Source organism: Escherichia sp. MOD1-EC6842, assembly GCF_002965705.1.
Lineage (GTDB): Bacteria > Pseudomonadota > Gammaproteobacteria > Enterobacterales > Enterobacteriaceae > Escherichia > Escherichia ruysiae.
In genome coordinates this window covers 13,202-37,723 of sequence record NZ_PTRF01000015.1, presented here as the reverse complement: position 1 = coordinate 37,723, position 24,522 = coordinate 13,202, and the positions used below count along the sequence as shown (strand labels likewise).

Here is a 24,522-nt window from a genome sequence, read left to right as displayed (position 1 = left end):
GGTAAGAAGAATAGCGCAATCGTGAGGGTACGTTTATTCATAATAAATTTCCTGAGAGTTCAGACTTATAGATTATCATTATTACCAATAATACGGCTAAAATGATTGTGTCTATGAACACCCTTCATAAGTACGTTTTGAAGGGAATGCTTCTACAAGGAAATCGCTAATGCTCAAAGAAAACTTCAATGAACTGCAAATCTTTCTTGTGGTGGCAAGGGAGCGAAGTTTTACCAAAGCAGCGGGCAAACTTGGTGTTTCTCAGTCAGCTCTCAGCCATGCGATTAAGGCTCTGGAGGAAAGGTTAAATATCCGCCTCTTAACCCGAACGACTCGCAGCGTGGCTCCCACAGAAGCGGGGGAGAGAATAATCGCCTGTCTTGAGCCTCGTATTGACGAGCTTGAACAGGAGCTGGAATCACTTATTCAACTGAACGGCACGCCCTCCGGGAATATTCGGTTATCTGCCGGGGAACATGCCGCGCGCAGTCTGATCTGGCCGAAGCTAAAACCCTTTCTCAGAGAGTATCCCGAAATCAATGTCGAACTGGTGGTGGATAACGGTTTTGTCGATATTGTTGAAGGTCGCTTTGATGCCGGGGTACGGCTGGGCGAAAGCGTGGATAAGGACATGATTGCGGTAAGAATTGGGCCGGACATGAGAATGGCTGTAGTGGGTGCACCGTCTTATTTCGCTACAAACCCTGCGCCTGGAACGCCTCACGAACTACAAAATCATCGCTGCATCAATATGCGTCTGCCAACTGCCGGTGGACTTTATCACTGGGAGTTTGAGCGAGAAGGGAAACTGTTACGGGTCAGAGTTGATGGGCAACTGACATTTAATTTGCTGCCAGAAAGAATTGATGCAGCATTATCAGGATTTGGTATCGCCTGTGTTCCCGAAAACGCGGTTCAGGATCATATAAAGTCAGGCGAGCTTATTCAGGTTTTACAGGAGTGGTGTCCTTATTTCCCCGGATATTACCTTTACTATCCAAGCCGTAAGCAGCACCCGCCTGCTTTTGCGCTGATGATCGATGCACTTCGCTACGCAGAATAACGGAGCCGCATTTTACTGTGGCTCCGTTTGAGCATTAACGGCCTACGCGAGCCTGATGCTCAGGCGAGTAACGTTCACCGACGATTTTAATCGTTTCCAGTGCCTGGGTTATCTGCTGAGTATCATTCTGCGAAAGAACGATGTCGACAGCGGCCAGGTTTTCCTCCAGCCGGTGCAGTTTAGTGGTGCCTGGGATGGGAACAATCCACGGCTTTTGTGCTAACAGCCATGCCAGTGCGATTTGTGCAGAGGTTACCCCTTTCTCCGCAGCCAGTTCGCCTAACAAAGTGACCAGTTTTTCATTGACTTCAATGGCTTGTGCAGCGAAACGCGGTACGGTGCTACGGTAATCATCCTTACCGAAAGTTGTCCCCGGCTTAATCGACCCCGTCAGGAAACCTTTACCTAATGGGCTGAACGGTACAAAACCAATCCCCAGTTCCTCCAGCAACGGCAGGATTTCCTGTTCAGGTTCACGCCACCACATGGAATATTCGCTTTGCAGGGCGGTGACTGGTTGTACCGCATGGGCACGACGAATGGTTTGTGCCCCCGCTTCTGACAAGCCAAAATGTTTGACCTTACCTTCTGCGATTAGGTCTTTCACCGTTCCTGCAACATCTTCAATCGGGACATCCGGATCGACACGGTGTTGGTACAGCAGGTCAATAACATCTGTCTTAAGGCGGCGTAATGATCCTTCAACGGCTTCACGGATATGTTCCGGGCGGCTGTTTAGAATCTGCTGCTTATTATCATCGCCGAAGGTAAAACCAAATTTAGTCGCAATCACCACGCGGTCACGAAACGGTCTTAAGGCTTCACCGACCACTTCTTCATTCAGATACGGACCATACACTTCGGCGGTATCGAAGAAGGTGACGCCGCGTTCAACCGCAGCACGAATGAGTTCGATAGCCTGACGGGTATCTGTCGCCGGGCCGTAGCCGTGGCTTAAACCCATGCAACCTAGCCCAAGCGCGGAGACTTCGAGTCCGGATTTACCCAGATAACGTTTTTGCATTGAATGAATACCTCTTTTATCGCGGCTTAAACATCAAGTTTGCGGCCAGTCAGCCATTCCACCATCGCCGGGTCGCGGTGAGAGAAGAACGCGCTGGTTGCGGTATCCAGGGCGGTAATTTGCAGTATATCTTCAGGACTGAGTTCAAAATCGAGAATGTTGATATTCTCTTCCATGCGTTCTTTGCGCACTGATTTTGCCAGTGAAACGATGCCTCGTTGGTAGATCCAGCGAAGAACAACCTGGCCCACGCTTTTGCCATACTTCTCGCCAATTGCCGTTAACACGGGATGCTGGAACAGACCATTTTTACCTTCCGCAAACGGTGCCCAGGCTTCTGGCTGAATGCCACGGCTTTGCATCCACGGAACGGCATGAAGTTGCTGGTTGAAGGGGTTAACTTCAATCTGGTTGACCGCCGGAACCACTTTATTAAAGGCGATAAGGTCAGCCAGTCGGTCAGGATGGAAGTTACTGACGCCAATAGCGCGGATCTTGCCTGCCTGGTGCAGCTCTTCCATGGCACGCCAGGCACCGTGGACATCGCCGTAAGGCTGATGAATCAAATACAGGTCAACGTAATCTAATTGCAGCCGATTCAGAGAGCGTTCGAATTGGGCTTTGGCTCCTTCGTAACTGGTATCCTGCAACCAGAGTTTAGTAGTGACAAAGAGTTCGTTACGCGCGATACCGCTTTGTTTCAGCGCATTCCCGACCTGAGTTTCATTCTGATATGAGGCGGCGGTGTCAATCAGTCGATAACCAGTATCAATAGCGTCAATGACCGCTCTTTCGCATTCGGTGGCATCGGTCATCTGAAATACACCAAAACCCAGCAAGGGCATTTCAATACCGTTGTTCAGTCTTACAGTTTGCATGGTGTTAGCCTCCCGTTATTGTTCATTGGAAGCATAACGTAAAGAGAGTTATTCAATTAGACGGCGGGATTTGTCAGGGGCTATGAACAAAATTCATTAATCTGCCAGAATGCTGATTGAGTAGCACTGTTATCGTGTAGGTCTATTTTATTGATGAATTATTTGCATAAGTGAAATCGATATTTACATACTAATCGAGAGTCGTATTTTAACTTAGAATAATAAGTCATACCTGATGGAGGTGCTTACCGTGGTGTTTTCTGTATTAAGCAACAACCTAAAAATGCCAATGATAGGGTTTGGGGTTTTTCAGGTTACCGATAAAGAAGAGTGTAAACAGTCAGTGTTAAGTGCTATCCGAACCGGGTATCGTCTTATCGACACGGCTGCGGTATACGGTAATGAAGATGCTGTCGGTGAAGCTGTTCGTGAGGCCATTTCGGAAGGTCTTTGTACCCGTGAGGAGTTATTTATTACGTCAAAACTGTGGGTGCAGGATATGGTTAATCAGGATACAGCAAAAGCAGGAATTGAAGCATCGTTAAAAAAATCGGGACTTGAATATTTTGACCTCTATTTATTGCACCAGGCGATGCGTGATTATTTCAGTGCGTGGCGAGCCCTGGAAGCCGCTTATGATGAAGGCAAACTGAAAGCGATTGGTGTTTCCAATTTCTATCCTCATGTATTAGCAAACTTTTGTGAAACAGTCAGAATAAAACCAATGGTGAACCAGGTTGAGCTGCATCCCTATTTTGCACAACCAGAGGCGCTGGCAACCATGAAGCACTATAATGTGCAACCTGAAGCCTGGGCTCCGCTAGGCGGTGGAAGACATAAGCCATTTGAAAACAGAATGCTTCAGAGTATTGCTGATGCCCACCAAAAAACGATTCCTCAGGTGATATTGCGCTGGAATATTCAACGTGGCGTGGTTGTTATCCCAAAATCAACTCATCAACAGCGTATTGAAGAGAACTTCGCCATCTGGGATTTTTCACTGACAGAGGCAGAAATGGAGCAAATTAGTTCGCTTGATTTAGGCTATGTTGGTGAATCCGTAAAACATTTTAATCCTGAATTTGTTCGTGGTTGTCTTGGCGTAAAAATACATGACTGATTTTAGTATTTGTTGGGCTATATTATTTGGATAATGACGTTTTTATCTGAGCTTACAGGTTTTGTTTTATAAAATAGTAAAATCAGACAATATGGGTTTTAACCAGCGATTTAAGAATATGATTCTTAAATTATTAATCATTTCATAATGAAGAGGCACTTTATGAAAACTATCGGTTATGCCGCACTCTCTTCCGACGCAAAACTGGTTCCTTATCATTTTAAACGTCGTGAGTTACGGGACAATGATATTGCCATTGAAATTCTTTATTGTGGTGTTTGTCACTCAGATTTACATACAGTTAATGGTGACTGGGGGCCTCAGCCTTATCCGTTAATTCCGGGGCACGAAATTGTCGGTATCGTGAGAGCTGTGGGGCAGGGGGTTAAAAAATATCAAGTAGGCGATCATGTTGCCGTTGGCTGTATGGTCGATAGCTGTATGCATTGCGACCAGTGTGAACAAGGCGAAGAACAGTATTGCCGCCACGGGATGACGCCAACCTACGGTGCTAAGGATCGGATCAGCGGCGAAATTACTCAGGGAGGCTACTCCAAACATATTGTGGTTCGTGAGGAATTTGTACTGCGGATCCCTGAAAATATGGATTTAGCCAAAACTGCGCCGATTCTCTGTGCCGGAATTACCACATTCTCACCATTACGAACCTGGAATGTTGGCCCAGGCAGCCGTGTTGGCGTTATTGGGTTAGGCGGTTTAGGTCATATGGCTGTAAAACTGGCTGTCGCGATGGGGGCTGACGTTACTGTGATCAGCCGGACTAAAAGCAAAGAGGCAGACGCAAAATTGCTCGGTGCAAAAGGCATTCTCCCGTCTTCAGATCCTGAGGCATTACAGATGTCAGCCTGTGCATTCGATTTGATTATCGATACGGTTCCCGTTAAACATGACCTGAATATCTACACCCCATTGTTAGATATTGATGGTGCATTAGTTATTGTTGGACAGGTTGGGCCAATGGAAGAACCGTCTACGATCCCTCTGATTATGGGGCGTCGCCGTGTTGCTGGCTCACTCATCGGCGGTATTGCAGAAACACAGGAAGTGCTGGATTTCTGCGCGAAGCATAATATCTATCCCGAATGTGAAATGATCAATATTGATCAGATAAACGATGCTTTTGCTCGCCTTGCAAAAGGGGATATGGCACATCGTTTTGTTATTGATATGGCGTCACTGAATGCTGAGTAACGGAATAATTCACTGCAGTGTATATTTTCCAGCAACTCACAAGAAAGGCGTTCAATAATGGAACCAAAAATGTGTTTGAGAGCAGGAATTTTCGCTGAGCACTAACAGACATAATGATATTAAAAAGCCAGAGCCTTGCGATAGCCCTGGCTTTTGTCTGCCTGATGTTCAGTTTTTTTTATGATGGCGTAGCGCATCAACAACCAGCTGGAATGCTTTTGAGTGATTTCTGTTTTCCGGGTAATAAATATAATAACCATCCCAATAAGGACACCAGTCTTCAAGTACACTGATCAGTTCGCCGCTGGCGATGTATTTTTCCGCAATATCGCGTGGAACATGCGCCAGGCCGTAGCCCTCTAACGCCGCCTGCAAATTTTGATAGATACGGCTAAACACCAGTTGACCGCTGACTTTTACATTCAGGCTTTTTCCTTCTTTTTCAAACTCCCACGCATACAGATTGCCATGCGTTGGAAAACGAAGATTAATGCAGTTATGACTAATAAGGTCATCTGGATGTTTTGGCAAAGGGTGTTGAGAAAAATATGCTGGCGAACCGACAACAGCAAAGCGCACGTCGGGACCAATACGTACAGAGATCATACCGCTGGATATCTGTTCTCCCAGGCGCGTTCCTGCATCGAATCGGCCGGATACAATATCCGTTAAAGTATAATCATCAATTAATTCCAGATTTATATCCGGATATTCTTTTAGTAATGGCTCAAGTTTTGGCCAGATGACAGACCTGATAGCGTAATCAGATGTGGATATTCGAACGGTTCCAGCAGGCTTCTTGTTGAGATCTTTTAGTTGCTGCAATGTTCCCTGAATCCCATCAATATAAGGCCCCAGCTCATCAAGCATTGATTGCCCTACATCCGTCAGCGATATGCTGCGGGTGGTGCGAGTGAGGAGTTTCATACCCAGACGAGATTCAAGGGTGCGCATACTGTGACTCAAAGCTGATTGTGATATCCCCAATTGAGCAGCAGCCCTGGTGAAACTCTTTTCACGCGCAACAACGATGAATGCCATTAAATCATTAAGATTTTCTCGTGCCACTCTCTGCCTCTCATTGCGGAAAAAAGATATCTGTTTACATGTTAGCGTGAGAGATATGGTAAGCCCCAACCTTAAACAAGGAAACATTGAGCATAAAAATAGCGTCAGCCTTACCTGTACAAAGGGAAAACTGACGCCTGAAAAATTAAACAACAGATTCTGTTCTGATTATAAAGGGTTAAATTTTAAAATCTGAATATGACTCATTACTTCGTTGTTTAAGGATTTCCCGCGCCGAATCAGCCATTATCATGACTGCGCCAGCCAGCATCAGGGTATCTTTCAACACCAGACGACCGGCTCCAGATAAATAGGGAAAACCATGATGAGCATCCCCCAGAGCCGGCACCCAGGCTTCAGGAGTGGTGATTAAAAATGAGAGTGTTACCAGCGGTGTGGCAAATGACATTAATCCACCCAATAAACCCAACCACCGGTTAACAGGATTTGCTAACACCAGCAGAGCAATCATCACCTCCACGACGCCAAGGCCATTGGAAAAACCATAGGTATTATTAGCAATTTGCCATGTCCGGGCTTCCGGCTTATATTCGCCTTCGTGAGTCAGGTACTGTTTATATTCTTCTGGATGTTCATAGAAGAACGACATTAGCGGACTGTTCGCGACGAATGGTGTAATGCTGTCGGCCTCGTAAGGGACAAACTTTAATAACCCAATCCACATAAAAACAATCGCAATGCTCAGACGAATCAATGTCAGGCCAATTTTATCTCCCCGACTTAACAGGTGCAGGTATTTTTTCATTATCAACGTCCTTATTTATACAATACTGCCGTCGCGGTTGAGTTGTTATCAATCCGCATGGAGGTAATTTTCCATGATGATGCGTCATGTTTTCTGGCGATATCAGCAATGGCATCCTCCAGAACTGTCGGTGATGCTGATACTGACGAGACGCTGACATGTTTCAGAACTATTTTGTCATCTGCATTGGTGGAAAAAGCCATAACACCAGATAATAGCATTGCAAATAAAACAGTTTTTTTAAACATATAAAATACCATCAATGAAGTGATTGAGGAATTATAGAATAAGCAAAAATTGATAAAATTGTTTTCTCTGAGACGCCAGAATATTTGTCCTGGCGTCTGATTTTAGGTTTATTTGACTAATGAAAATAGATCATTGAGTGATTCGCTCATCGACGGATGAATAAATATCTGATCGCGTAATATGCTATAAGGCAGCCCGGCATCCATCGCCATTTTCACAATATTGATCATCTCGTGGGAGTCAACACATAGCAGTGATGCCCCTAATATACGTTGGGTTTTATTATCGATAATCGCTTTTAATACCCCACGGGTATCGTTCATCACTCTGGCGCGCGGAATTGCCGCTACAGGCAATGTAACCACCTGAATATCTGCACCACTCTCTCTGGCTTGTTCTTCTGTCATACCAACCCGAGACAGTGGAGGAGTCATGAATACGGAATAAGGCACATTTTTCCGATCATCAGTATTACGTTTGCCTTCTCCCAGTAACTCATCGCGCACAATGCGGTAATCATCCAGTGAAATATAAGTAAACTGCAGCCCGCCGGTAACATCTCCCATCGCCCAAATATTGTCTGCGGTGGTATGTAATCGCTTGTCAACGACAATTGCCCCGCGCTCGTTCACCGCAACCCCGGCATTTTCTGGTTTTAACGAGGCGGTAGCAGGCTGGCGACCGGAAGCAATTAACAGGACATCCACCGCCAGTTGAGTGTGTCCGGTATGCACTTGTACTTTATTTTTATCGTGGCTGATACGCTGCACATGGGCGTTGAGGATAATATCCACTCCCTGCTCGCGTAAAATAGTCGCGATATTATCAGCAATGTCCCGATCTTCCCGAGGCAAAAACAGAGGCGCTGCTTCGAAAATAGTCACCTTACTGCCAAAATTAGCGAACATAGAGGCGAACTCAATGCCAATATATCCCCCGCCCAAAATACCTAAATGTTCGGGTAATTCCTTCAGGTTAAGTAATCCGGTACTATCATAGACGCCTGGCGTCGTGGTTATTCCTGGAATTGATGGAACCACAGTTTGTGCGCCGGTATTAATAAAAATTTTCTCACCGTGAATCTCCAGATTTCCCTCTGGTCGATGAATACGCAGAATATGATTATTGATAAACTCCGCTTGCCCGACGATCACGTCGATATTGGGCATATCCGCAAGATTATGGAAATTCTTATTGCGTAAGAATTTGACGACCTCATCTTTACGCTGCATGGCACGGGAAAAATCTGTGTGCTGTTGTGCGTCATGAACCAATGTTTTGGTTGGGATGCAGCCGATATTAATACATGTCCCGCCATACATTGCATTCGATTGTTCGATGAGAGCCACACGCCAACCCGCTTTAGCCAGCGTGACGGCTAATGTTTTTCCTGCCTTACCAAAACCAATAATAACTGCCTGATATTTATTCATGATAATTTCCTGTCGAAACGTATTCATTTGACGTAATGACTATAGACGTAAATGCGCAAATAACACTTCTTCACAACGCTTGATATTTTGTCTTATCGTCTGATGTTCGTTGTTTTTTAATCAGGGTCACAATATAACGATGATGATTAACTTATTGATGATATTGGCTTAAGTCTTATATAAGATTATTGCTATCTATAATCAAAAAACTACTCAGGAGTCTGATATGGATGCCCTTAGCCGTTTGTTGATGCTTAACGCTCCACAAGGAACGATCGATAAAAATTGCGAGTTAGGAAGTGACTGGCAGCTTCCACATGTTGCGGGGGAACTATCGGTTATTCGTTGGCATGTGTTAACACAAGGTGCGGCGAAACTGGAAATGCCGGCGGGGCAGACCTTTACATTGCGCCCTGGGAATGTGGTTCTGCTACCACAAAACTCAGCTCATCGCCTGAGTCACATTGAAAATGAATCGACCTGTATCGTATGCGGCACTCTTCGGCTGCAACGTTCGGCGCGTTATTTTTTGACCTCTTTGCCGGAAGCTCTGTTTTTAGCACCGGAAAGTGACAGCGTGGAGTTTAACTGGCTGAGGGAGGCGATTCCTTTTTTACAACAGGAATCCAGAGCGGCAATGCCGGGAGCGGATGCTCTGTGTAGCCAGGTATGCGCCACACTCTTTACACTCGCCGTGCGTGGATGGATCGTACAGGCTAATACGGAGAAAAATATTCTCAGTTTGTTGCTTCATCCTCGCCTTGGCGCGGTGATTCAGCAAATGCTGGAAATACCTGGCCATCCCTGGACAGTCGAATCGCTGGCCAGCATCGTTCACATGTCCAGGGCAAGTTTTGCCCAACTTTTTCGTGATGTTTCTGGAACCACGCCACTGGCTGTATTAACAAAGTTGCGGCTACAAATAGCGGCTCAGCGGTTTTCCCGGGAAACGCTCCCCGTCGTGGTGATCGCTGAGTCAGTAGGCTATGCCAGTGAATCATCCTTTCACAAGGCTTTTGTTCGCGAGTTTGGCTGTACTCCAGGTGAATATCGGGAAAGAGTCAGACAGCTTCAGGAGGTTATCTTATAAGCTAAGTATGGATAAGATTACCTGTTATAAAAATAGAGCAAGTCATACTCAGCGTAGCGGGGAAAAACAGCCGGATGTTCTGGTAGAAATAAAGAACATCCAGGCATTCTAAAGGTAAGATTTCTGTTACTTAATCTTTGTGTGCATCCTTATCCATATAAAAGCGTATGGTTAAGAAAACCACTTTATCGCATAAACCAGAAATAAAAGAGACCTACTTTTAAGCCAAGTATTGCGATGTAAGCACAGCAGTATTTCATGGTGCCAGACATTATTTGATTGGCTTGCCCTTCCATTTTTGTGGCAGAAACGGCAATGGCAATACTTTGCGGTGAAATCATTTTCCCACCCGTGGCACCGGAAGTATTTGCCGCCGCCAGCCAATTGGGATCGATATGCAGCTTGCTGGCTGCAATAGTTTGTAGTTTGCCAAACAAAATATTCGAGTTAGTATCGCTGCCGGTGACAAAAGTACCCAGCGCACCAATGACCGGCGCGAGAAAGACGTATGAACTTCCGGTGAGATCGACAATTGACCGTGCCAACGTAGAAATAATGCCGCTGAGATCCATAACTGTTGCCATGGCGACAATGGCCATAATCGCAATAATAGAATTTTTAAGCTGGAATACGGTTTTGATAAATACTTCCAGCATACCGCGTGCTGATGCCCCCTGAATAAAACCGCCGAGAATAGTTGCAAAGATAATCAACATTCCAGGCGTTGTGAGCCATTCTATTTTTAACGCTAATGTCCCGCCATCGACCAGTGAAAAATGCAGCACTGAAGCCAGCTGAGATGCTGCTGCTTTTATCGTTGGGAATAACGGTGAGCACAGCAGAATAAAGACAAAAATAAACAGGTAAATAGAACCGACCCGGAACAGCACCTTTGCCGAACGTGGTGCCATTTCACGGGTATGGCTGGCTTCAATACGCCACTCTGGGTCTACTTCACCTTTGCGCAGACGGCTGGCAATTGCGACAGCGAAAAGGCTAGCCAGGCTGCCAGCAAAAGCGGGCAATTCGGCACCAAGATGGACGGCAACAAAGTATTGCGGAATAAGTGTCGCGATGCCACATAGCAGTGTGATAAGGAATACGCCGCGAATCGCTTTCACGCCGCCGCCAATAATACAAATAATGACAAAGGGCAGCAGGAGATTAAAAATCGCTAATTGAAGAATAATTGTGCCACCTAAGGTGTAAACAGACAGATTAACCTGCTCGGCGAGGATTGAAACCGGAATACCTACCGCCCCAAACGCTGTAGGCACCGTATTGGCAACCAGTGAAGCAATTGCGGCTTTCAGTGGGTTTAATCCCAACGCGATGAGGATACCAATAGGAATGGCGACCGCAGTACCGTAGCCGGCAGCAGCCTCAAGAAAACCACCAAAACACCATGAAATAAGGAGCACCTGGATACGCTTATCTTCGCTAATACTGGCGAGAATATCGCGGAGAATATCCAGAGCTTTGGTTGCCTGCATGACGTTATAACTGAATATTGCACCGAGGATCACAATCACGATCGGCCATAATCCTTTGAGTGCGCCATAACCCACTGAGGCTTTCAGATTCTGTATTGGCATGTCCCAGAACAGGACAGATAAAGCCGCTGTAAATGCCAGTGATATCAGAACTGAATAATGAACAGGCATCTTCAGTTTCAGAATCAAAAATACCATAAGGAGCAAAGGTGAGAGTGCAATAGCAAACATTAAATATCCGTGCATTTCTATTCCTGACTATATTTATCGACCTTGTTTATCTATTTTTCCGATGGAGGTTATCTCATTATTAAAATAAAAAATGCAAACTGAATCGCTTCAGTAAAATAAAATTACACATTGTTAATGTTTGTATATTTATTGTTAATGTTCTGATTTATAAAACAATACATGTATATTTTAACAGCTCCTGAATGAGTAACTCTAAATAGGTATTCAAGGTCGGGTTTATGAATTTTGTGACCCACTTAAGTCAAATTTTCACCCCAGTGTTGATAGCTGATGTCTTTATAAAAATGTGAGCGATGCCGAAAGAAATAAAATTAGTTATTGCATCCAGGTATTGAATGACGGATTATCTGTTTTGTCATACAAATGAGTTTGGAATTGTATTTTATTACTTAATAAAAAAGAGCCCCTATTTTTATTGATGATTGATAACCCAGAAGGGGTGGTTGCCATCGGGCATAAACAGAAATGAAGTAATGGAGTGTTGGTTGTGAATGTAAATTTCTTTGTTACCTGTATTGGTGATGCACTGAAATCAAGGATGGCACGAGACTCCGTGCTGCTACTGGAAAAACTCGGCTGTCGCGTAAATTTCCCGGAGAAACAGGGATGCTGTGGTCAGCCTGCGATCAATAGTGGTTATATCAAAGAAGCGATTCCGGGGATGAAAAATCTGATCGCTGCACTGGAGGATAACGACGATCCCATTATTTCACCTGCTGGTTCCTGCACCTATGCCGTAAAAAGTTACCCGACGTATCTGGCGGATGAACCTGAATGGGCATTACGTGCCGAAAAGGTTGCCGCGCGTATGCAGGATCTCACCTCTTTTATTGTTAATAAATTAGGGGTAGTGGATGTCGGCGCCAGCTTGCAGGGGAGAGCGGTGTATCACCCATCTTGCAGCCTGTCCCGTAAGCTGGGGGTGAAGGACGAGCCACTTACGCTGCTGAAAAATGTACGCGGACTGGAGCTGTTGCCCTTTGCCGAACAGGACACTTGCTGCGGGTTTGGCGGCACGTTCTCGGTCAAAATGGCCGAAATATCCGGCGAGATGGTGAAAGAAAAAGTTTCGCACCTGATGGAAGTCCGCCCTGAGTATTTAATTGGCGCTGACGTGAGTTGCCTGCTGAACATTAGTGGGCGATTACAACGTGAAGGGCAGAAAGTCAAAGTGATGCATATTGCTGAAGTGCTGATGAGCCGCTGAGGATATAAAGATGTCGATCAAAACCAGTAATACAGAATTTAAGACACGCATCCGTCAGCAAATTGAAGATCCGATCATGCGCAAAGCGGTGGCAAATGCGCAGCAGCGTATTGGTGCAAATCGGCAAAAAATGGTTGATGAACTAGGGCACTGGGAGGAGTGGCGCGATCGCGCTGCCCAGATACGTGATCATGTTCTGAGTAATCTTGACGCTTATTTGTACCAGCTCTCAGAAAAAGTGACGCAAAACGGCGGTCACGTCTATTTTGCAAAAACCAAAGAAGACGCTACCCGCTACATTTTACAGGTCGCCCAGCGTAAAAATGCGCGGAAAGTGGTGAAGTCGAAATCAATGGTGACCGAAGAAATTGGCGTCAACCATGTGTTGCAGGATGCTGGCATTCAGGTGATTGAAACCGATCTGGGGGAATACATTCTGCAGTTGGATCAAGATCCGCCATCTCATGTTGTGGTTCCGGCTATTCATAAAGATCGCCACCAGATCCGCCGGGTGCTACACGAACGCCTGGGTTATGATGGCCCGGAAACGCCTGAAGCGATGACCTTATTCATTCGCCAAAAGATCCGCGAAGATTTCCTCAGTGCTGAAATCGGTATTACCGGCTGTAATTTCGCGGTGGCAGAAACCGGTTCGGTATGTCTGGTGACTAATGAAGGTAATGCGCGAATGTGTACCACGCTGCCTAAAACGCACATTGCGGTGATGGGTATGGAGCGTATCGCCCCCACGTTTGCCGAGGTAGACGTATTGATCACCATGCTGGCGCGCAGTGCCGTTGGTGCGCGTTTGACGGGATACAACACCTGGCTGACAGGACCGCGCGAAGCAGGACACGTTGATGGCCCTGAAGAGTTTCATCTGGTTATTGTTGATAACGGACGCTCCGAGGTGCTGGCCTCTGAATTTCGTGATGTGCTGCGCTGTATTCGCTGCGGAGCCTGTATGAATACCTGCCCGGCATATCGCCATATTGGCGGTCACGGATATGGCTCTATTTACCCAGGACCAATCGGCGCGGTGATTTCTCCATTGCTTGGCGGCTATAAAGATTTTAAAGATTTGCCTTACGCCTGCTCTTTATGCACGGCCTGTGACAGCGTTTGTCCGGTGCGTATTCCTCTGTCGAAACTGATTTTACGCCATCGTCGGGTGATGGCTGAAAAAGGAATCACCGCAAAAGCAGAGCAACGGGCGATCAAAATGTTTGCTTATGCCAATAGTCATCCGGGATTGTGGAAAGTCGGAATGATGGCTGGCGCCCATGCGGCAAGCTGGTTTATCAATGGCGGCAAAACACCGCTCAGGATCGGCGCAATTAGCGACTGGATGGAAGCACGCGATCTTCCTGAAGCTGACGGAGAGAGTTTCCGTAGCTGGTTTAAGAAACATCAGGCGCAGGAGAAAAAGAATGGATAATCGGAGCGAATTTTTGAACAACGTTGCTCAGGCACTGGGGCGCCCGCTGCGACGTGAACCGCAAGCAGAAGATGCGCCGCTTAACAACTATGCTAACGAGCGGCTTACCGAACTTAATCAACAGCAGCACTGTGATGCGTTTATCCAGTTTGCCAGCGATGTCATGTTGACGCGTTGTGAACTGACCAGCGAGGCGCAGGCGGCAGAAGCGGCATTACGTTTGTGTAAAGAGCTGGGAGATCAGTCGGTCGTGGTGAGTGGCGACAAGCGACTGGAGGAGCTGGGGATCAGTGGACGTTTACAGCAGGAATGCAATGCCGCTGTTTGGGATCCGGCGAAAGGTGTCGAGAATATCGCTCTGGCGGAGCAGGCGAAAGTTGGCGTTGTGTATGCTGAATATGGCTTAACAGAGTCGGGAGGTGTGGTTCTTTTTTCCGCCGCTGAGCGCGGGCGTTCATTGAGTCTGCTACCTGAGTCCTCTATTTTTATCTTGCGTAAAAGCACTATTTTGCCCCGAGTGGCGCAGCTGGCAGAAAAATTGCACCAGAAAGCGCAGGCCGGTGAACGTATGCCATCCTGCATTAACATCATCAGTGGTCCCAGTTCAACAGCGGACATTGAGCTTATCAAAGTCGTTGGGGTTCACGGGCCGGTGAAGGCGGTGTACCTGATTATTGAGGATTGTTGAGAGAGAGATTGGCGGCCATTCTGGTATTCAGCAGCCAGAAAGACATCGATAGCGACTATATCGCTATTACTGATTTGCACTGCGGGACACAAGTTTGCGCCATGTCCAGGATATGGCGCACTTTCTTATACCTCTGGTGCCATCATCACTGTGTAGATAATCATGTATCCTCTCGCAGATGTTATATCTATACAGCGCAGCCATTAGTTTAGATTGGTGGTCTGCCAGACAGCGAATTATAAAAAAACATAAAAAGAAACATTGATGCCTAAAATTACCACTGGGCTGAAAACATTGTTCAATAAGCTTATTCTTATTTAATGCAATTAAATTGACATATTTGAGTTGCAACCTTATTCATGAAAGGCGTGTAGAGTCAACGCGTCAGATTCAAGATAACCATATGTTATTTAAGGTTTAATTATCTGTGCGTGATATTTTATTGGATGTTTGAAATGTTATTTTTTCTTAATCTCTCATTAATATTTCAATGCAAGCTGAATGGATTCAGTCCTAAAGCTGATGGAATCAAAACATGCGCATAGCATGAATAATTTGCATGTTTAACACGCATCTTTACTCATTTTGTAATCGGATGTTGACGCTATGTTCATATCGATGGGGATATTTTAAGTTGATTTGGATTGTTAAATTCATATAATGCGCCTTCGCTCGTGACTGAAAGTCAGTACTTAGTGGTAAATTATAAATATAGTAAAACTACTTCTCTAGTACCCAAAATGAGTTGACTGAAATTTTTGGCTTTAAATATTAAATTTGCGTGATTATCTGCTGAGATTCACTTGTGATGACATTTCTGAGGTATTTAACGTAATCGTTATTGAGTAAACATTAGAGGTAACGATAAGCTGCTTGATAGTGGTGTTTGTTGTTATAGATACGGCATCGCTGATGTTTATGGTTACCCCTTATGCGTACTCAGGAATCCACCAGTAGTAACTCATACTGAACAGCGATAAAAGATAAAAGGTGTGTTCATGGATTCATGTGATTTTCGTGTTTTTCTGCAAGAGTTCGGTACAACGGTTCATTTGTCATTGCCCGGTAACGTATCCGAGAAAGAACGACTGCTACTCAAGCTGCTGATGCAGGGGATGTCGGTAACAGAAATATCACAATACAGAAATCGCAGTGCAAAGACAATTTCACATCAAAAGAAACAACTCTTTGAGAAACTGGGGATTCAGAGTGATATTACTTTCTGGCGCGATATTTTCTTTCAGTACAATCCGGAGATCATATCTGCCACTGGTAATAACAGTCACAAATATATTAATGACAACCGTTGTCACCATATTGTCACGCCTGAAGCCATCAGCCTGGCGCTGGAAAACCATGAATTTAAACCGTGGATCCAACCTGTTTTCTGCGCACAGACAGGGGTACTAACAGGCTGTGAAGTGCTTGTTCGCTGGGAGCACCCGCAAACGGGAATTATCCCTCCGGATCAGTTTATTCCTCTGGCGGAGTCATCTGGCCTTATTGTCATAATGACCCGCCAGTTGATGAAACAGACTGCGGATATTCTGCTGCCGGTAAAACATTTGCTACCGGACAATTTCCATATTGGTATCAACGTCTCGGCGGGCTGTTTTTTGGCTGCGGGATTTGAAAAAGAGTGTCTGAACCTGGTCAAGAAATTAGGTAATGATAAAATCAAGCTGGTTCTTGAGCTGACAGAACGTAACCCCATTCCGGTAACACCAGAAGCCAGAGCGATATTTGACAGCCTTCATCAGCACAACATTACCTTTGCGCTGGATGACTTTGGTACGGGCTATGCGACCTATCGTTATCTGCAGGCGTTTCCGGTCGATTTTATTAAAATTGACAAGTCGTTTGTGCAAATGGCGAGTGTTGACGAAATCTCCGGCCATATTGTGGACAATATTGTCGAACTGGCGCGTAAGCCTGGTCTGAGTATCGTAGCGGAAGGGGTAGAAACCCAGGAGCAGGCGGATTTAATGATCGGCAAAGGAGTTCACTTTTTGCAGGGCTATTTGTACTCTCCGCCAGTACCGGGTAATAAATTTATCTCTGAATGGGTAATGAAAGCAGGTGGTTGATGTAAACCGCTATTCACAGCGCATCGGGAGGTTGGCAGCGATTAATTCTCCCGATGCAGTAAATCCTGATAGATCCCCGTTAATATGCCATTTGGCGAAAATTGTTTTTTAATCCACTGCGTCACCTGACCGGTGGCAGAGTGCTGGGTCGCCAGTAACATGCGTGAATCCTGGCGCGGATTATGGATTTGTCGGGTAACCAGCAGGGATTGCGCCATCGCCTCACGGACCATGTAATCCGGCAAAAAACCAATTCCTTCGCCTAAAATCTGGCACTGACATTTGGTGTTGAAATCTGGCACCAGAATCGACTCCTGCCCATGCAGCAACCAGCCCACTTTTTTATTAATCGTATGCGCGGTGTCCTCCACCATGATATTAGGATAGAGACGCAGTTGGCTTTCGGCGATGGGTTCCGGCACAAAGGCTAATGGGTGATCCGGGGCGATAGCAAAAGCCCAGCGAATTGCGCCAATCTCCGTGTAATCAATGCCGCCGCCGTCCAGCAGTGTGTCGGGCGCGCCGATAGCAATATTCGCCTGATTATTAATAATCGCATCCCAGACGCCGTTATACACTTCGGTCGTCACGGTAATCTGGCAGGTTGGAAACTGCTTTTTCAGTACCTGTAATAAGCGTGCGGTGTGTTTGGGCGTATAAAGCAGTTGGTTAATACAAATGCGCACCCGTGCTTCTATACCCTGCGAAATAGTATCGATGCTGCGTTTGATGGCGTGAAAATCATTCAGCAGGTCGGTAGCTTTGCGGAAAAAATAACGCCCGGACTCCGTTAACTCAATGCTTCGGGTACTGCGAGTGAACAGCACCACATCCAGCCCTGTTTCCATTCGCTTGATGGTGTAGCTAATGGCGGAAGTGGTTAAACCCAACTCTTCTGCGGCTTTACTGAAACTGCCAAAACGCGCAGCGGTAGTAAATGCCAACAGATTCTCTTCGGTAAAAATTGAGTTCATTAAACCATTCCCGCCATTATCTACTATGAATTTCTCCAGCCATGACTGTAGAGGTATCGGTTAAAGATAGATAATCATTTTTGAATAACTTTTAATACCCGTCGTGTTTAGTCGTCGCTTCGCTTAATTTTTGTCCGCCATATTCTGAAATTATCCCCACGCAGTTACCCGCCAGAAAACCCAGTAATGTCACCGTCCAGTTCATCCCGCTGGCAAAAAATAGCGTCATGCCGAGAAAGCCTCCGGGAATAAAAGACAATAAACCGAAACGTCCTTGCCAGACCACCACCGCCGAGAAGGGTACAGTCATAATCACGCTCGCCCAGAACGTGGACAATCCACTCACCGAGGCCAGCCAACCGGCAGCCAGCGCGGCGAAAAACGCCCACACCATCCCGGAATAATTAACCGCCAGGCTTCTGATAAACCCCGATTTACCGCCGCCTGCGGCATAAAAACTGCAAAAGGCGACGAAGCCAATGGTTCCTAATAATTCCCATCCCTGAGAGAGCCCAACATGTGAAGACACTAACTGCCAAAGCCCTGCACAAATACCGACGGTGACACCCGTTGCCGTGAGTCCGTTCATCTTGTTCCCCTCTGGTTAGACATGGACGAAAGCTACTCTTACATGTGCAGACTATAGAGAAATAAAACCTGATTGAGTGAAAGGGTATCGGGTCAAAGAAACAAATATTGCACTACCGCACACTGCGAAAAGATTGTTGAACATCATTCAACAAAAAGGCGAAATACGGCGAATTAAATTTAAGCGGGTTCTTTTATCAGATTATCGTTGCTATTCTCAATTCATCGAAAACAGCCACAAAAACCAGGGGAATGTGAATGACTATAAAAAATCTACCTGCCGACTATTTATTGGCTGCACAACAGGGTGATATCGATAAAGTAAAAACCTGCCTTGCGCTGGGTGTCGATATTAATACCTGCGATCGTCAGGGGAAAACGGCAATTACGCTGGCAAGTTTATATCAGCAATATGCTTGCGTTCAGGCATTAATTGACGCCGGAGCGGATATTAATAAACAAGATCATACCTGTTTAAATCCTTTTTTAATTAGCTGTCTGAACGATGATTTAACCCTGTTACGGATTATTTTACCGGCTAAACCCGATCTTAATTGCGTCACCCGTTTTGGCGGTGTCGGCCTGACGCCTGCCTGTGAAAAAGGCCATTTAAGTATTGTAAAAGAGCTTTTGGCGCATACGGAAATTAACGTTAACCAGACCAACCATGTTGGCTGGACGCCGCTACTGGAAGCAATTGTGCTTAATGATGGCGGGATTAAACAGCAGGCGATTGTCCAGTTATTGCTTGAACACGGTGCCAGCCCGCACATGACGGATAAATATGGCAAAACGCCGCTGGAACTGGCGCGGGAACGAGGCTTTGAAGAGATTGCGCAGTTACTGATTGCCGCAGGTGCATAATCCGGGAGGCTTGCTATCGACACACCACAAAGACGGTGTGTGTGGGCGCTAACTGCGGATGCGGATTTTCTGGCGCAGCGGGGGCAAGGACAGGTTGAACAGGTCTTTGCCAGAGCGGTAAATATCGCACTCCCGGCTCGCCAGCAGTTGCTGACGCTGCTTTGTGAAGAATACGACAATGCACCAAACAGTTGTCGGTTGGCACTCACTCACTTTGATGGTCTGTTCCATCATGGCGATAAGGTTCAGTTTGACGAGCACGGGATTACGATTGGTAAAGATATTCATATAGATAAGCATCGTTGTCAGCGTTGGCTGTCCCCAACACTGCAAATGACCGCTCTGAATTTTCACCTTATCGCCTGGCAACAGTGGTACGACATTATTCATCAGCATCTGGGGGAAAATGAAACCCTGTTTAATTATCGCGGCGATAATCCATTTTATCAGGCGTTAAATAAAGAATTACATATCAGGCGACGTGCTGTTATTCAGGCATTAAACGATAAACAAAATATCGCGTCAGCGGTCGCTAATATGATTGGGTTAGGGATTGGTCTGACGCCTTCAGCCGATGATTATTTAACAGGTCTGGCGCTTGTTTTATTTATTTCCGGGCATCCGGTAGAAAAATACAAAGAGGAATTTTATCTCGGCCTGCAACGCGGCAGAAATAATACCACGTTATTAAGTGCCATAACGCTGGAAGCCGCATTACAACAACGCTGTCGGGAAAATATTTATCACTTTATTCACGGCATCATTAATGACATCCCTGAGAACGCCACTCAGACAATAGAAAAAATTAAACATATTGGCTCCAGTTCCGGCTGCGACATGCTGTATGGCATGGCCGATGGTTGTGCGCTGAGCCAAACCTACGGAGGGAATTATGTCAGTTAAAATAGTCATTAAACCGAATACCTATTTTGATTCTGTCTCGTTGATGTCCATCTCCACGCGTGCAAATAAACTCGACGGTGTCGAGCAGGCATTTGTGGCGATGGCGACCGAAATGAACAAAGGCGTGCTGAAAAATTTAGGGCTGCTGACGCCGGAACTGGAGCAGGCGAAAAACGGCGACCTGATGATTGTCATCAATGGTAAATCGGGTGTGGACAACGAGCAGTTGCTGACGGAAATTGAAGAACTGTTCAACACCAAAGCGCAAAGCGGCTCGCACGAGGCGCGTTACGCCACTATTGCCAGCGCCAAAAAGCATATCCCGGAAAGTAACCTGGCGGTGATTTCCGTCAACGGCCTGTTTGCCGCTCGCGAAGCGCGTCAGGCGCTGCAAAATGACCTCAACGTGATGCTGTTCTCCGATAACGTCTCGGTTGAAGATGAACTGGCGCTCAAGCAGCTCGCTCACGAAAAAGGGCTGCTGATGATGGGGCCAGACTGCGGCACGGCGATTATCAACGGCGCGGCGCTCTGCTTTGGTAACGCCGTGCGTCGTGGCAACATCGGTATTGTTGGTGCGTCCGGCACCGGCAGCCAGGAACTGAGTGTCCGCATCCATGAATTTGGCGGCGGCGTTTCACAACTGATCGGCACCGGCGGGCGCGACCTGAGCGAGAAAATTGGCGGCCTGATGATGCTCGACGCCATCGGCATGTTAGAAAACGATCCGCAAACTGAAATCATCGCCTTAATTTCTAAACCGCCAGCGCCGGCGGTGGCTCGCAAAGTGCTGGAACGCGCGCGCGCCTGCCGCAAACCGGTGGTAGTCTGCTTCCTCGGTCGTGGCGAAACGCCAGTGGATGAGCAGGGGCTACAGTTTGCTCGCGGCACCAAAGAAGCGGCGCTGAAAGCAGTGATGCTTTCCGGCGTGAAACAAGAACATCTCGACCTGCATACGCTAAACCAGCCGTTGATTGCTGACGTGCGCGCTCGCCTGAAGCCGCAACAGAAATACATTCGTGGCCTGTTCTGCGGCGGTACGCTGTGTGACGAAACGATGTTCGCGGTGATGGAAAAAAATGGCGATGTCTACAGCAACATTCAGCCCGATCCTGAATTCCGCCTGAAAGATATCAACCGCAGCATCAAACACACCTTCCTCGACTTTGGCGATGACGACTTCACCAACGGCAAACCACATCCAATGATTGACCCCACCAACCGTATCAGCCGCTTGATCGAAGAGGCGCGCGATCCCGAAGTGGCGGTGATCGTGATGGATTTTGTGCTCGGATTTGGATCGCATGAAGATCCGGTTGGTTCCACCATTGAAGCGATCAAAGAAGCGAAAGCGATCGCCGCTGCCGAAGGCCGCGAGTTGATCATTCTCGCCTATGTGCTGGGTACCGATCTTGATACGCCATCGTTAGAACAACAAAGCCAGATGTTGCTTGATGCCGGAGTGATTCTGGCGAGCAGCAGCACCAATACCGGATTGCTGGCGCGTGAATTTATCTGCAAAGGGGAGGAAGCCTGATGAGCCCGTCACTGTTTAGCCAACCGTTGAACGTTATTAACGTCGGTATCGCCATGTTTAGCGATGACCTGAAAAAGCAGCATGTAGAAGTGACTCAACTCGACTGGACGCCGCCGGGGCAGGGCAATATGCAGGTGGTGCAGGCGCTGGATAACATTGCCGATTCGCCCCTGGCAGACAAAATCGCCGCCGCTAATCAGCAGGCGCTGGAGCGCATTATTCAGTCGCATCCGGTGCTAATTGGTTTTGATCAGGCGATTAACGTGGTGCCGGGCATGACGGCGAAAACCATTCTTCACGCCGGACCACCGGTCACCTGGGAAAAAATGTGCGGCGCGATGAAAGGCGCGGTCACCGGGGCGCTGGTGTTCGAAGGGCTGGCGAAAGACCTCGACGAGGCGGCTGAACTGGCGGCTTCCGGGGAGATCACCTTCTCGCCGTGCCACGAACATGATTGCGTGGGGTCGATGGCGGGGGTTACCTCGGCCTCGATGTTTATGCACATCGTGAAAAACAAAACCTACGGCAACATCGCTTACACCAACATGAGCGAGCAGATGGCGAAGATTTTGCGTATGGGCGCCAACGACCAGAGCGTGATCGACCGCCTCAACTGGATGCGCGATGTGCAGGGACCAATGCTGCGCGACGCGATGAAAATTATCGGTGAGATCGATCTGCGCTTAATGCTGGCGCAGGCGCTGCATATGGGCGATGAGTGTCATAACCGCAATAACGCCGGGACGACGCTGCTGATTCAGGCGCTGACGCCGGGGATTATTCAGGCGGGCTATTCCGTCGAGCAACAGCGCGAAGTGTTTGAGTTTGTCGCCAGCAGCGACTACTTCTCCGGCCCGACGTGGATGGCGATGTGTAAAGCGGCGATGGATGCGGCGCACGGCATCGAATACAGCACCGTGGTCACCACCATGGCGCGTAACGGCGTTGAGTTCGGCCTGCGGGTCAGCGGCCTGCCAGGGCAATGGTTTACCGGTCCGGCGCAGCAGGTGATCGGCCCGATGTTTGCCGGGTATAAGCCGGAGGATTCGGGGCTGGATATCGGCGACAGCGCCATCACCGAAACCTACGGCATTGGTGGATTTGCTATGGCGACCGCGCCTGCGATCGTCGCGCTGGTGGGCGGCACGGTGGAAGAGGCTATCGATTTCTCCCGTCAGATGCGAGAAATCACCCTCGGTGAAAACCCGAATGTCACCATTCCGCTGCTCGGTTTTATGGGCGTGCCGTCGGCAATCGATATCACCCGCGTGGGCAGCAGCGGCATTCTGCCAGTGATCAACACCGCCATCGCCCATAAAGATGCGGGCGTCGGCATGATTGGTGCGGGTATTGTGCATCCACCATTCGCCTGCTTCGAGAAAGCCATTCTTGGCTGGTGCGAACGTTACGGCGTCTGACTTAGATGTTTATGCCGGATGCGGCGTGAACGCCTTATCCGGCCTACGAATGGCACAAGAGTTTGTAGGCCTGATAAGACGCGCGAACGTCGCATCAGGCATTTTTCACCATTGCCGGATGGCACAAGAATCTGTAGGCCTGATAAGCGTAGCGCATCAGGCAGTCTGGCGTTGGTCATAACCCCATCACCCTCTGTCGCGGACATAACAACATGAAAGAACTTGTGGTCGTTGCCATTGGTGGCAACAGCATTATCAAAGATAACGCCAGCCAGTCGATTGAGCATCAGGCGGAGGCGGTGAAAGCCGTCGCCGATACGGTGCTGGAAATGCTGGCTTCCGATTACGACATTGTGCTGACCCACGGCAACGGGCCGCAGGTCGGGCTGGATTTACGCCGCGCGGAGATTGCCCACGAGCGTGAAGGGCTGCCCTTAACGCCGCTGGCGAACTGTGTGGCAGATACGCAAGGCGGCATTGGCTACCTGATCCAACAGGCGCTGAACAACCGACTGGTGCGCCACGGCGAGAAAAAAGCCGTCACCGTGGTGACTCAGGTTGAAGTGGATAAAAACGATCCGGGTTTTGCTCATCCCACCAAGCCCATCGGTGCATTCTTTAGTGAAAGCCAGCGTGACGAATTACAAAAGGCAAACCCTGACTGGCATTTTGTTGAGGATGCCGGACGGGGCTATCGCCGCGTTGTCGCCTCGCCGGAACCGAAACGCATTGTGGAAGCGCCTGCTATTAAGGCGCTGATCCAACAAGGCTTTGTGGTGATTGGCGCGGGCGGTGGCGGAATTCCGGTGGTGCGCAGTGAAGCAGGCGATTACCAAAGCGTGGACGCGGTTATCGACAAAGATCTCTCTACCGCGCTACTGGCCCGCGAAATTCACGCCGACATTCTGGTGATCACCACTGGCGTGGAAAAGGTGTGTATTCACTTTGGCAAGCCGCAGCAGCAGGCGCTCGATCGGGTGGATATTACCACCATGACCCGCTATATGCAGGAAGGGCATTTCCCGCCCGGCAGCATGTTGCCAAAAATCATTGCCAGCCTGACGTTCCTGGAACAGGGCGGCAAAGAAGTGATTATCACCACGCCGGAATGCCTGCCAGCGGCGCTGCGCGGTGAAACGGGCACCCATATTATTAAAACGTAAGGACGTA

22 protein-coding genes are annotated in these 24,522 nt (G+C 47.7%); 13 read left to right on the top strand and 9 right to left on the bottom strand.

The features are described from left to right. The first annotated feature begins 169 nt into the window (after window positions 1-169). Window positions 170-1,063: a LysR family transcriptional regulator gene (locus A7Z29_RS17210; RefSeq protein ID WP_085460420.1), complete on the top strand. Its 894-nt coding sequence runs from the start codon at window positions 170-172 to the stop codon at window positions 1,061-1,063. 34 nt (window positions 1,064-1,097) lie between these two features. On the opposite strand, the gene A7Z29_RS17205 is transcribed toward A7Z29_RS17210, so the two are convergent. After that, on the bottom strand, window positions 1,098-2,087 hold the full coding sequence (locus A7Z29_RS17205; protein ID WP_001172296.1) for an aldo/keto reductase: 990 nt from the start codon (window positions 2,085-2,087) through the stop codon (window positions 1,098-1,100). Window positions 2,088-2,113: 26 nt separating this feature from the next. Beyond that, a complete protein-coding gene (locus A7Z29_RS17200) occupies window positions 2,114-2,965 on the bottom strand; it encodes an aldo/keto reductase (RefSeq protein ID WP_105281029.1) in 852 nt (283 codons plus the stop codon). A 250-nt stretch (window positions 2,966-3,215) separates the two neighbouring features. On the opposite strand from A7Z29_RS17200, the gene A7Z29_RS17195 reads away from it, so the two are divergent. Further along, a complete protein-coding gene (locus tag A7Z29_RS17195; RefSeq protein WP_123058417.1) occupies window positions 3,216-4,085 on the top strand; it encodes an aldo/keto reductase in 870 nt (289 codons plus the stop codon). 162 nt (window positions 4,086-4,247) lie between these two features. Beyond that, complete coding sequence (locus A7Z29_RS17190; RefSeq protein WP_000848741.1) at window positions 4,248-5,297, top strand: NAD(P)-dependent alcohol dehydrogenase; 1,050 nt, start codon at window positions 4,248-4,250, stop codon at window positions 5,295-5,297. Window positions 5,298-5,465: 168 nt separating this feature from the next. Here the strand turns inward: A7Z29_RS17190 and A7Z29_RS17185 are convergent, their stop codons facing one another. The 4 genes from A7Z29_RS17185 to rclA form a co-directional block, all read right to left on the bottom strand. Beyond that, complete coding sequence (locus tag A7Z29_RS17185) at window positions 5,466-6,365, bottom strand: LysR family transcriptional regulator (RefSeq protein WP_105290525.1); 900 nt, start codon at window positions 6,363-6,365, stop codon at window positions 5,466-5,468. 178 nt (window positions 6,366-6,543) lie between these two features. Continuing rightward, window positions 6,544-7,131: a reactive chlorine species resistance protein RclC gene (gene rclC / locus A7Z29_RS17180; RefSeq protein ID WP_105290524.1), complete on the bottom strand. Its 588-nt coding sequence runs from the start codon at window positions 7,129-7,131 to the stop codon at window positions 6,544-6,546. An 11-nt stretch (window positions 7,132-7,142) separates the two neighbouring features. Further along, the gene (gene rclB, locus A7Z29_RS17175; protein ID WP_000475154.1) at window positions 7,143-7,379 is read right to left on the bottom strand and encodes a reactive chlorine resistance periplasmic protein RclB; all 237 of its coding nucleotides are present in this window, start codon (window positions 7,377-7,379) and stop codon (window positions 7,143-7,145) included. Window positions 7,380-7,487: 108 nt separating this feature from the next. After that, entirely contained in the window at window positions 7,488-8,813 is a 1,326-nt protein-coding gene (gene rclA / locus A7Z29_RS17170; protein WP_105290523.1) for a reactive chlorine resistance oxidoreductase RclA, read from the bottom strand. A gap of 226 nt (window positions 8,814-9,039) precedes the next feature. Between rclA and rclR the strand changes: the two genes are divergently transcribed. Continuing rightward, window positions 9,040-9,903, top strand: a complete 864-nt coding sequence (gene rclR, locus A7Z29_RS17165; protein WP_000339577.1) for a reactive chlorine-specific transcriptional regulator RclR — start codon at window positions 9,040-9,042, stop codon at window positions 9,901-9,903. A gap of 185 nt (window positions 9,904-10,088) precedes the next feature. Here rclR and A7Z29_RS17160 read toward each other — a convergent pair whose 3' ends face one another. Then, window positions 10,089-11,642: an L-lactate permease gene (locus A7Z29_RS17160; protein WP_105290522.1), complete on the bottom strand. Its 1,554-nt coding sequence runs from the start codon at window positions 11,640-11,642 to the stop codon at window positions 10,089-10,091. A 493-nt stretch (window positions 11,643-12,135) separates the two neighbouring features. Between A7Z29_RS17160 and A7Z29_RS17155 the strand changes: the two genes are divergently transcribed. From A7Z29_RS17155 to pdeL, 4 genes are all read left to right on the top strand, one after another. Next, window positions 12,136-12,855 carry a (Fe-S)-binding protein gene (locus A7Z29_RS17155; protein ID WP_001102104.1) on the top strand — a complete coding sequence of 240 codons (720 nt, stop codon included), beginning with the start codon at window positions 12,136-12,138 and terminating at the stop codon, window positions 12,853-12,855. A 10-nt stretch (window positions 12,856-12,865) separates the two neighbouring features. Continuing rightward, a complete protein-coding gene (locus A7Z29_RS17150) occupies window positions 12,866-14,293 on the top strand; it encodes a LutB/LldF family L-lactate oxidation iron-sulfur protein (RefSeq protein ID WP_000023938.1) in 1,428 nt (475 codons plus the stop codon). Further along, entirely contained in the window at window positions 14,286-14,981 is a 696-nt protein-coding gene (locus A7Z29_RS17145) for a LutC/YkgG family protein (protein ID WP_000370408.1), read from the top strand. Before A7Z29_RS17150 ends, A7Z29_RS17145 begins: the two co-directional genes overlap by 8 nt. A gap of 998 nt (window positions 14,982-15,979) precedes the next feature. After that, complete coding sequence (pdeL, locus tag A7Z29_RS17140; protein ID WP_105290521.1) at window positions 15,980-17,068, top strand: DNA-binding transcriptional activator/c-di-GMP phosphodiesterase PdeL; 1,089 nt, start codon at window positions 15,980-15,982, stop codon at window positions 17,066-17,068. Between the two features lie 41 nt (window positions 17,069-17,109). On the opposite strand, the gene A7Z29_RS17135 is transcribed toward pdeL, so the two are convergent. Further along, a complete protein-coding gene (locus tag A7Z29_RS17135; RefSeq protein ID WP_001084390.1) occupies window positions 17,110-18,042 on the bottom strand; it encodes a LysR substrate-binding domain-containing protein in 933 nt (310 codons plus the stop codon). A 91-nt stretch (window positions 18,043-18,133) separates the two neighbouring features. After that, complete coding sequence (locus tag A7Z29_RS17130) at window positions 18,134-18,631, bottom strand: DUF1097 domain-containing protein (protein WP_105290520.1); 498 nt, start codon at window positions 18,629-18,631, stop codon at window positions 18,134-18,136. A gap of 257 nt (window positions 18,632-18,888) precedes the next feature. Between A7Z29_RS17130 and A7Z29_RS17120 the strand changes: the two genes are divergently transcribed. From A7Z29_RS17120 to A7Z29_RS17100, 5 genes are all read left to right on the top strand, one after another. Further along, a complete protein-coding gene (locus tag A7Z29_RS17120) occupies window positions 18,889-19,494 on the top strand; it encodes an ankyrin repeat domain-containing protein (protein WP_064226112.1) in 606 nt (201 codons plus the stop codon). Between the two features lie 39 nt (window positions 19,495-19,533). After that, window positions 19,534-20,397 (top strand): oxamate carbamoyltransferase subunit AllH family protein, encoded by an 864-nt coding sequence (locus tag A7Z29_RS17115; protein ID WP_024165068.1) that lies wholly within the window; start codon window positions 19,534-19,536, stop codon window positions 20,395-20,397. Continuing rightward, window positions 20,387-21,934 carry an acyl-CoA synthetase FdrA gene (gene fdrA / locus A7Z29_RS17110; protein WP_105290519.1) on the top strand — a complete coding sequence of 516 codons (1,548 nt, stop codon included), beginning with the start codon at window positions 20,387-20,389 and terminating at the stop codon, window positions 21,932-21,934. The genes A7Z29_RS17115 and fdrA overlap by 11 nt, the downstream gene beginning before the upstream one ends. Further along, a complete protein-coding gene (locus A7Z29_RS17105) occupies window positions 21,934-23,352 on the top strand; it encodes a YlbE family protein (RefSeq protein WP_000075083.1) in 1,419 nt (472 codons plus the stop codon). Before fdrA ends, A7Z29_RS17105 begins: the two co-directional genes overlap by 1 nt. Window positions 23,353-23,564: 212 nt before the next feature. Beyond that, entirely contained in the window at window positions 23,565-24,515 is a 951-nt protein-coding gene (locus A7Z29_RS17100; protein ID WP_105290518.1) for a carbamate kinase family protein, read from the top strand. Window positions 24,516-24,522: the final 7 nt, after the last annotated feature.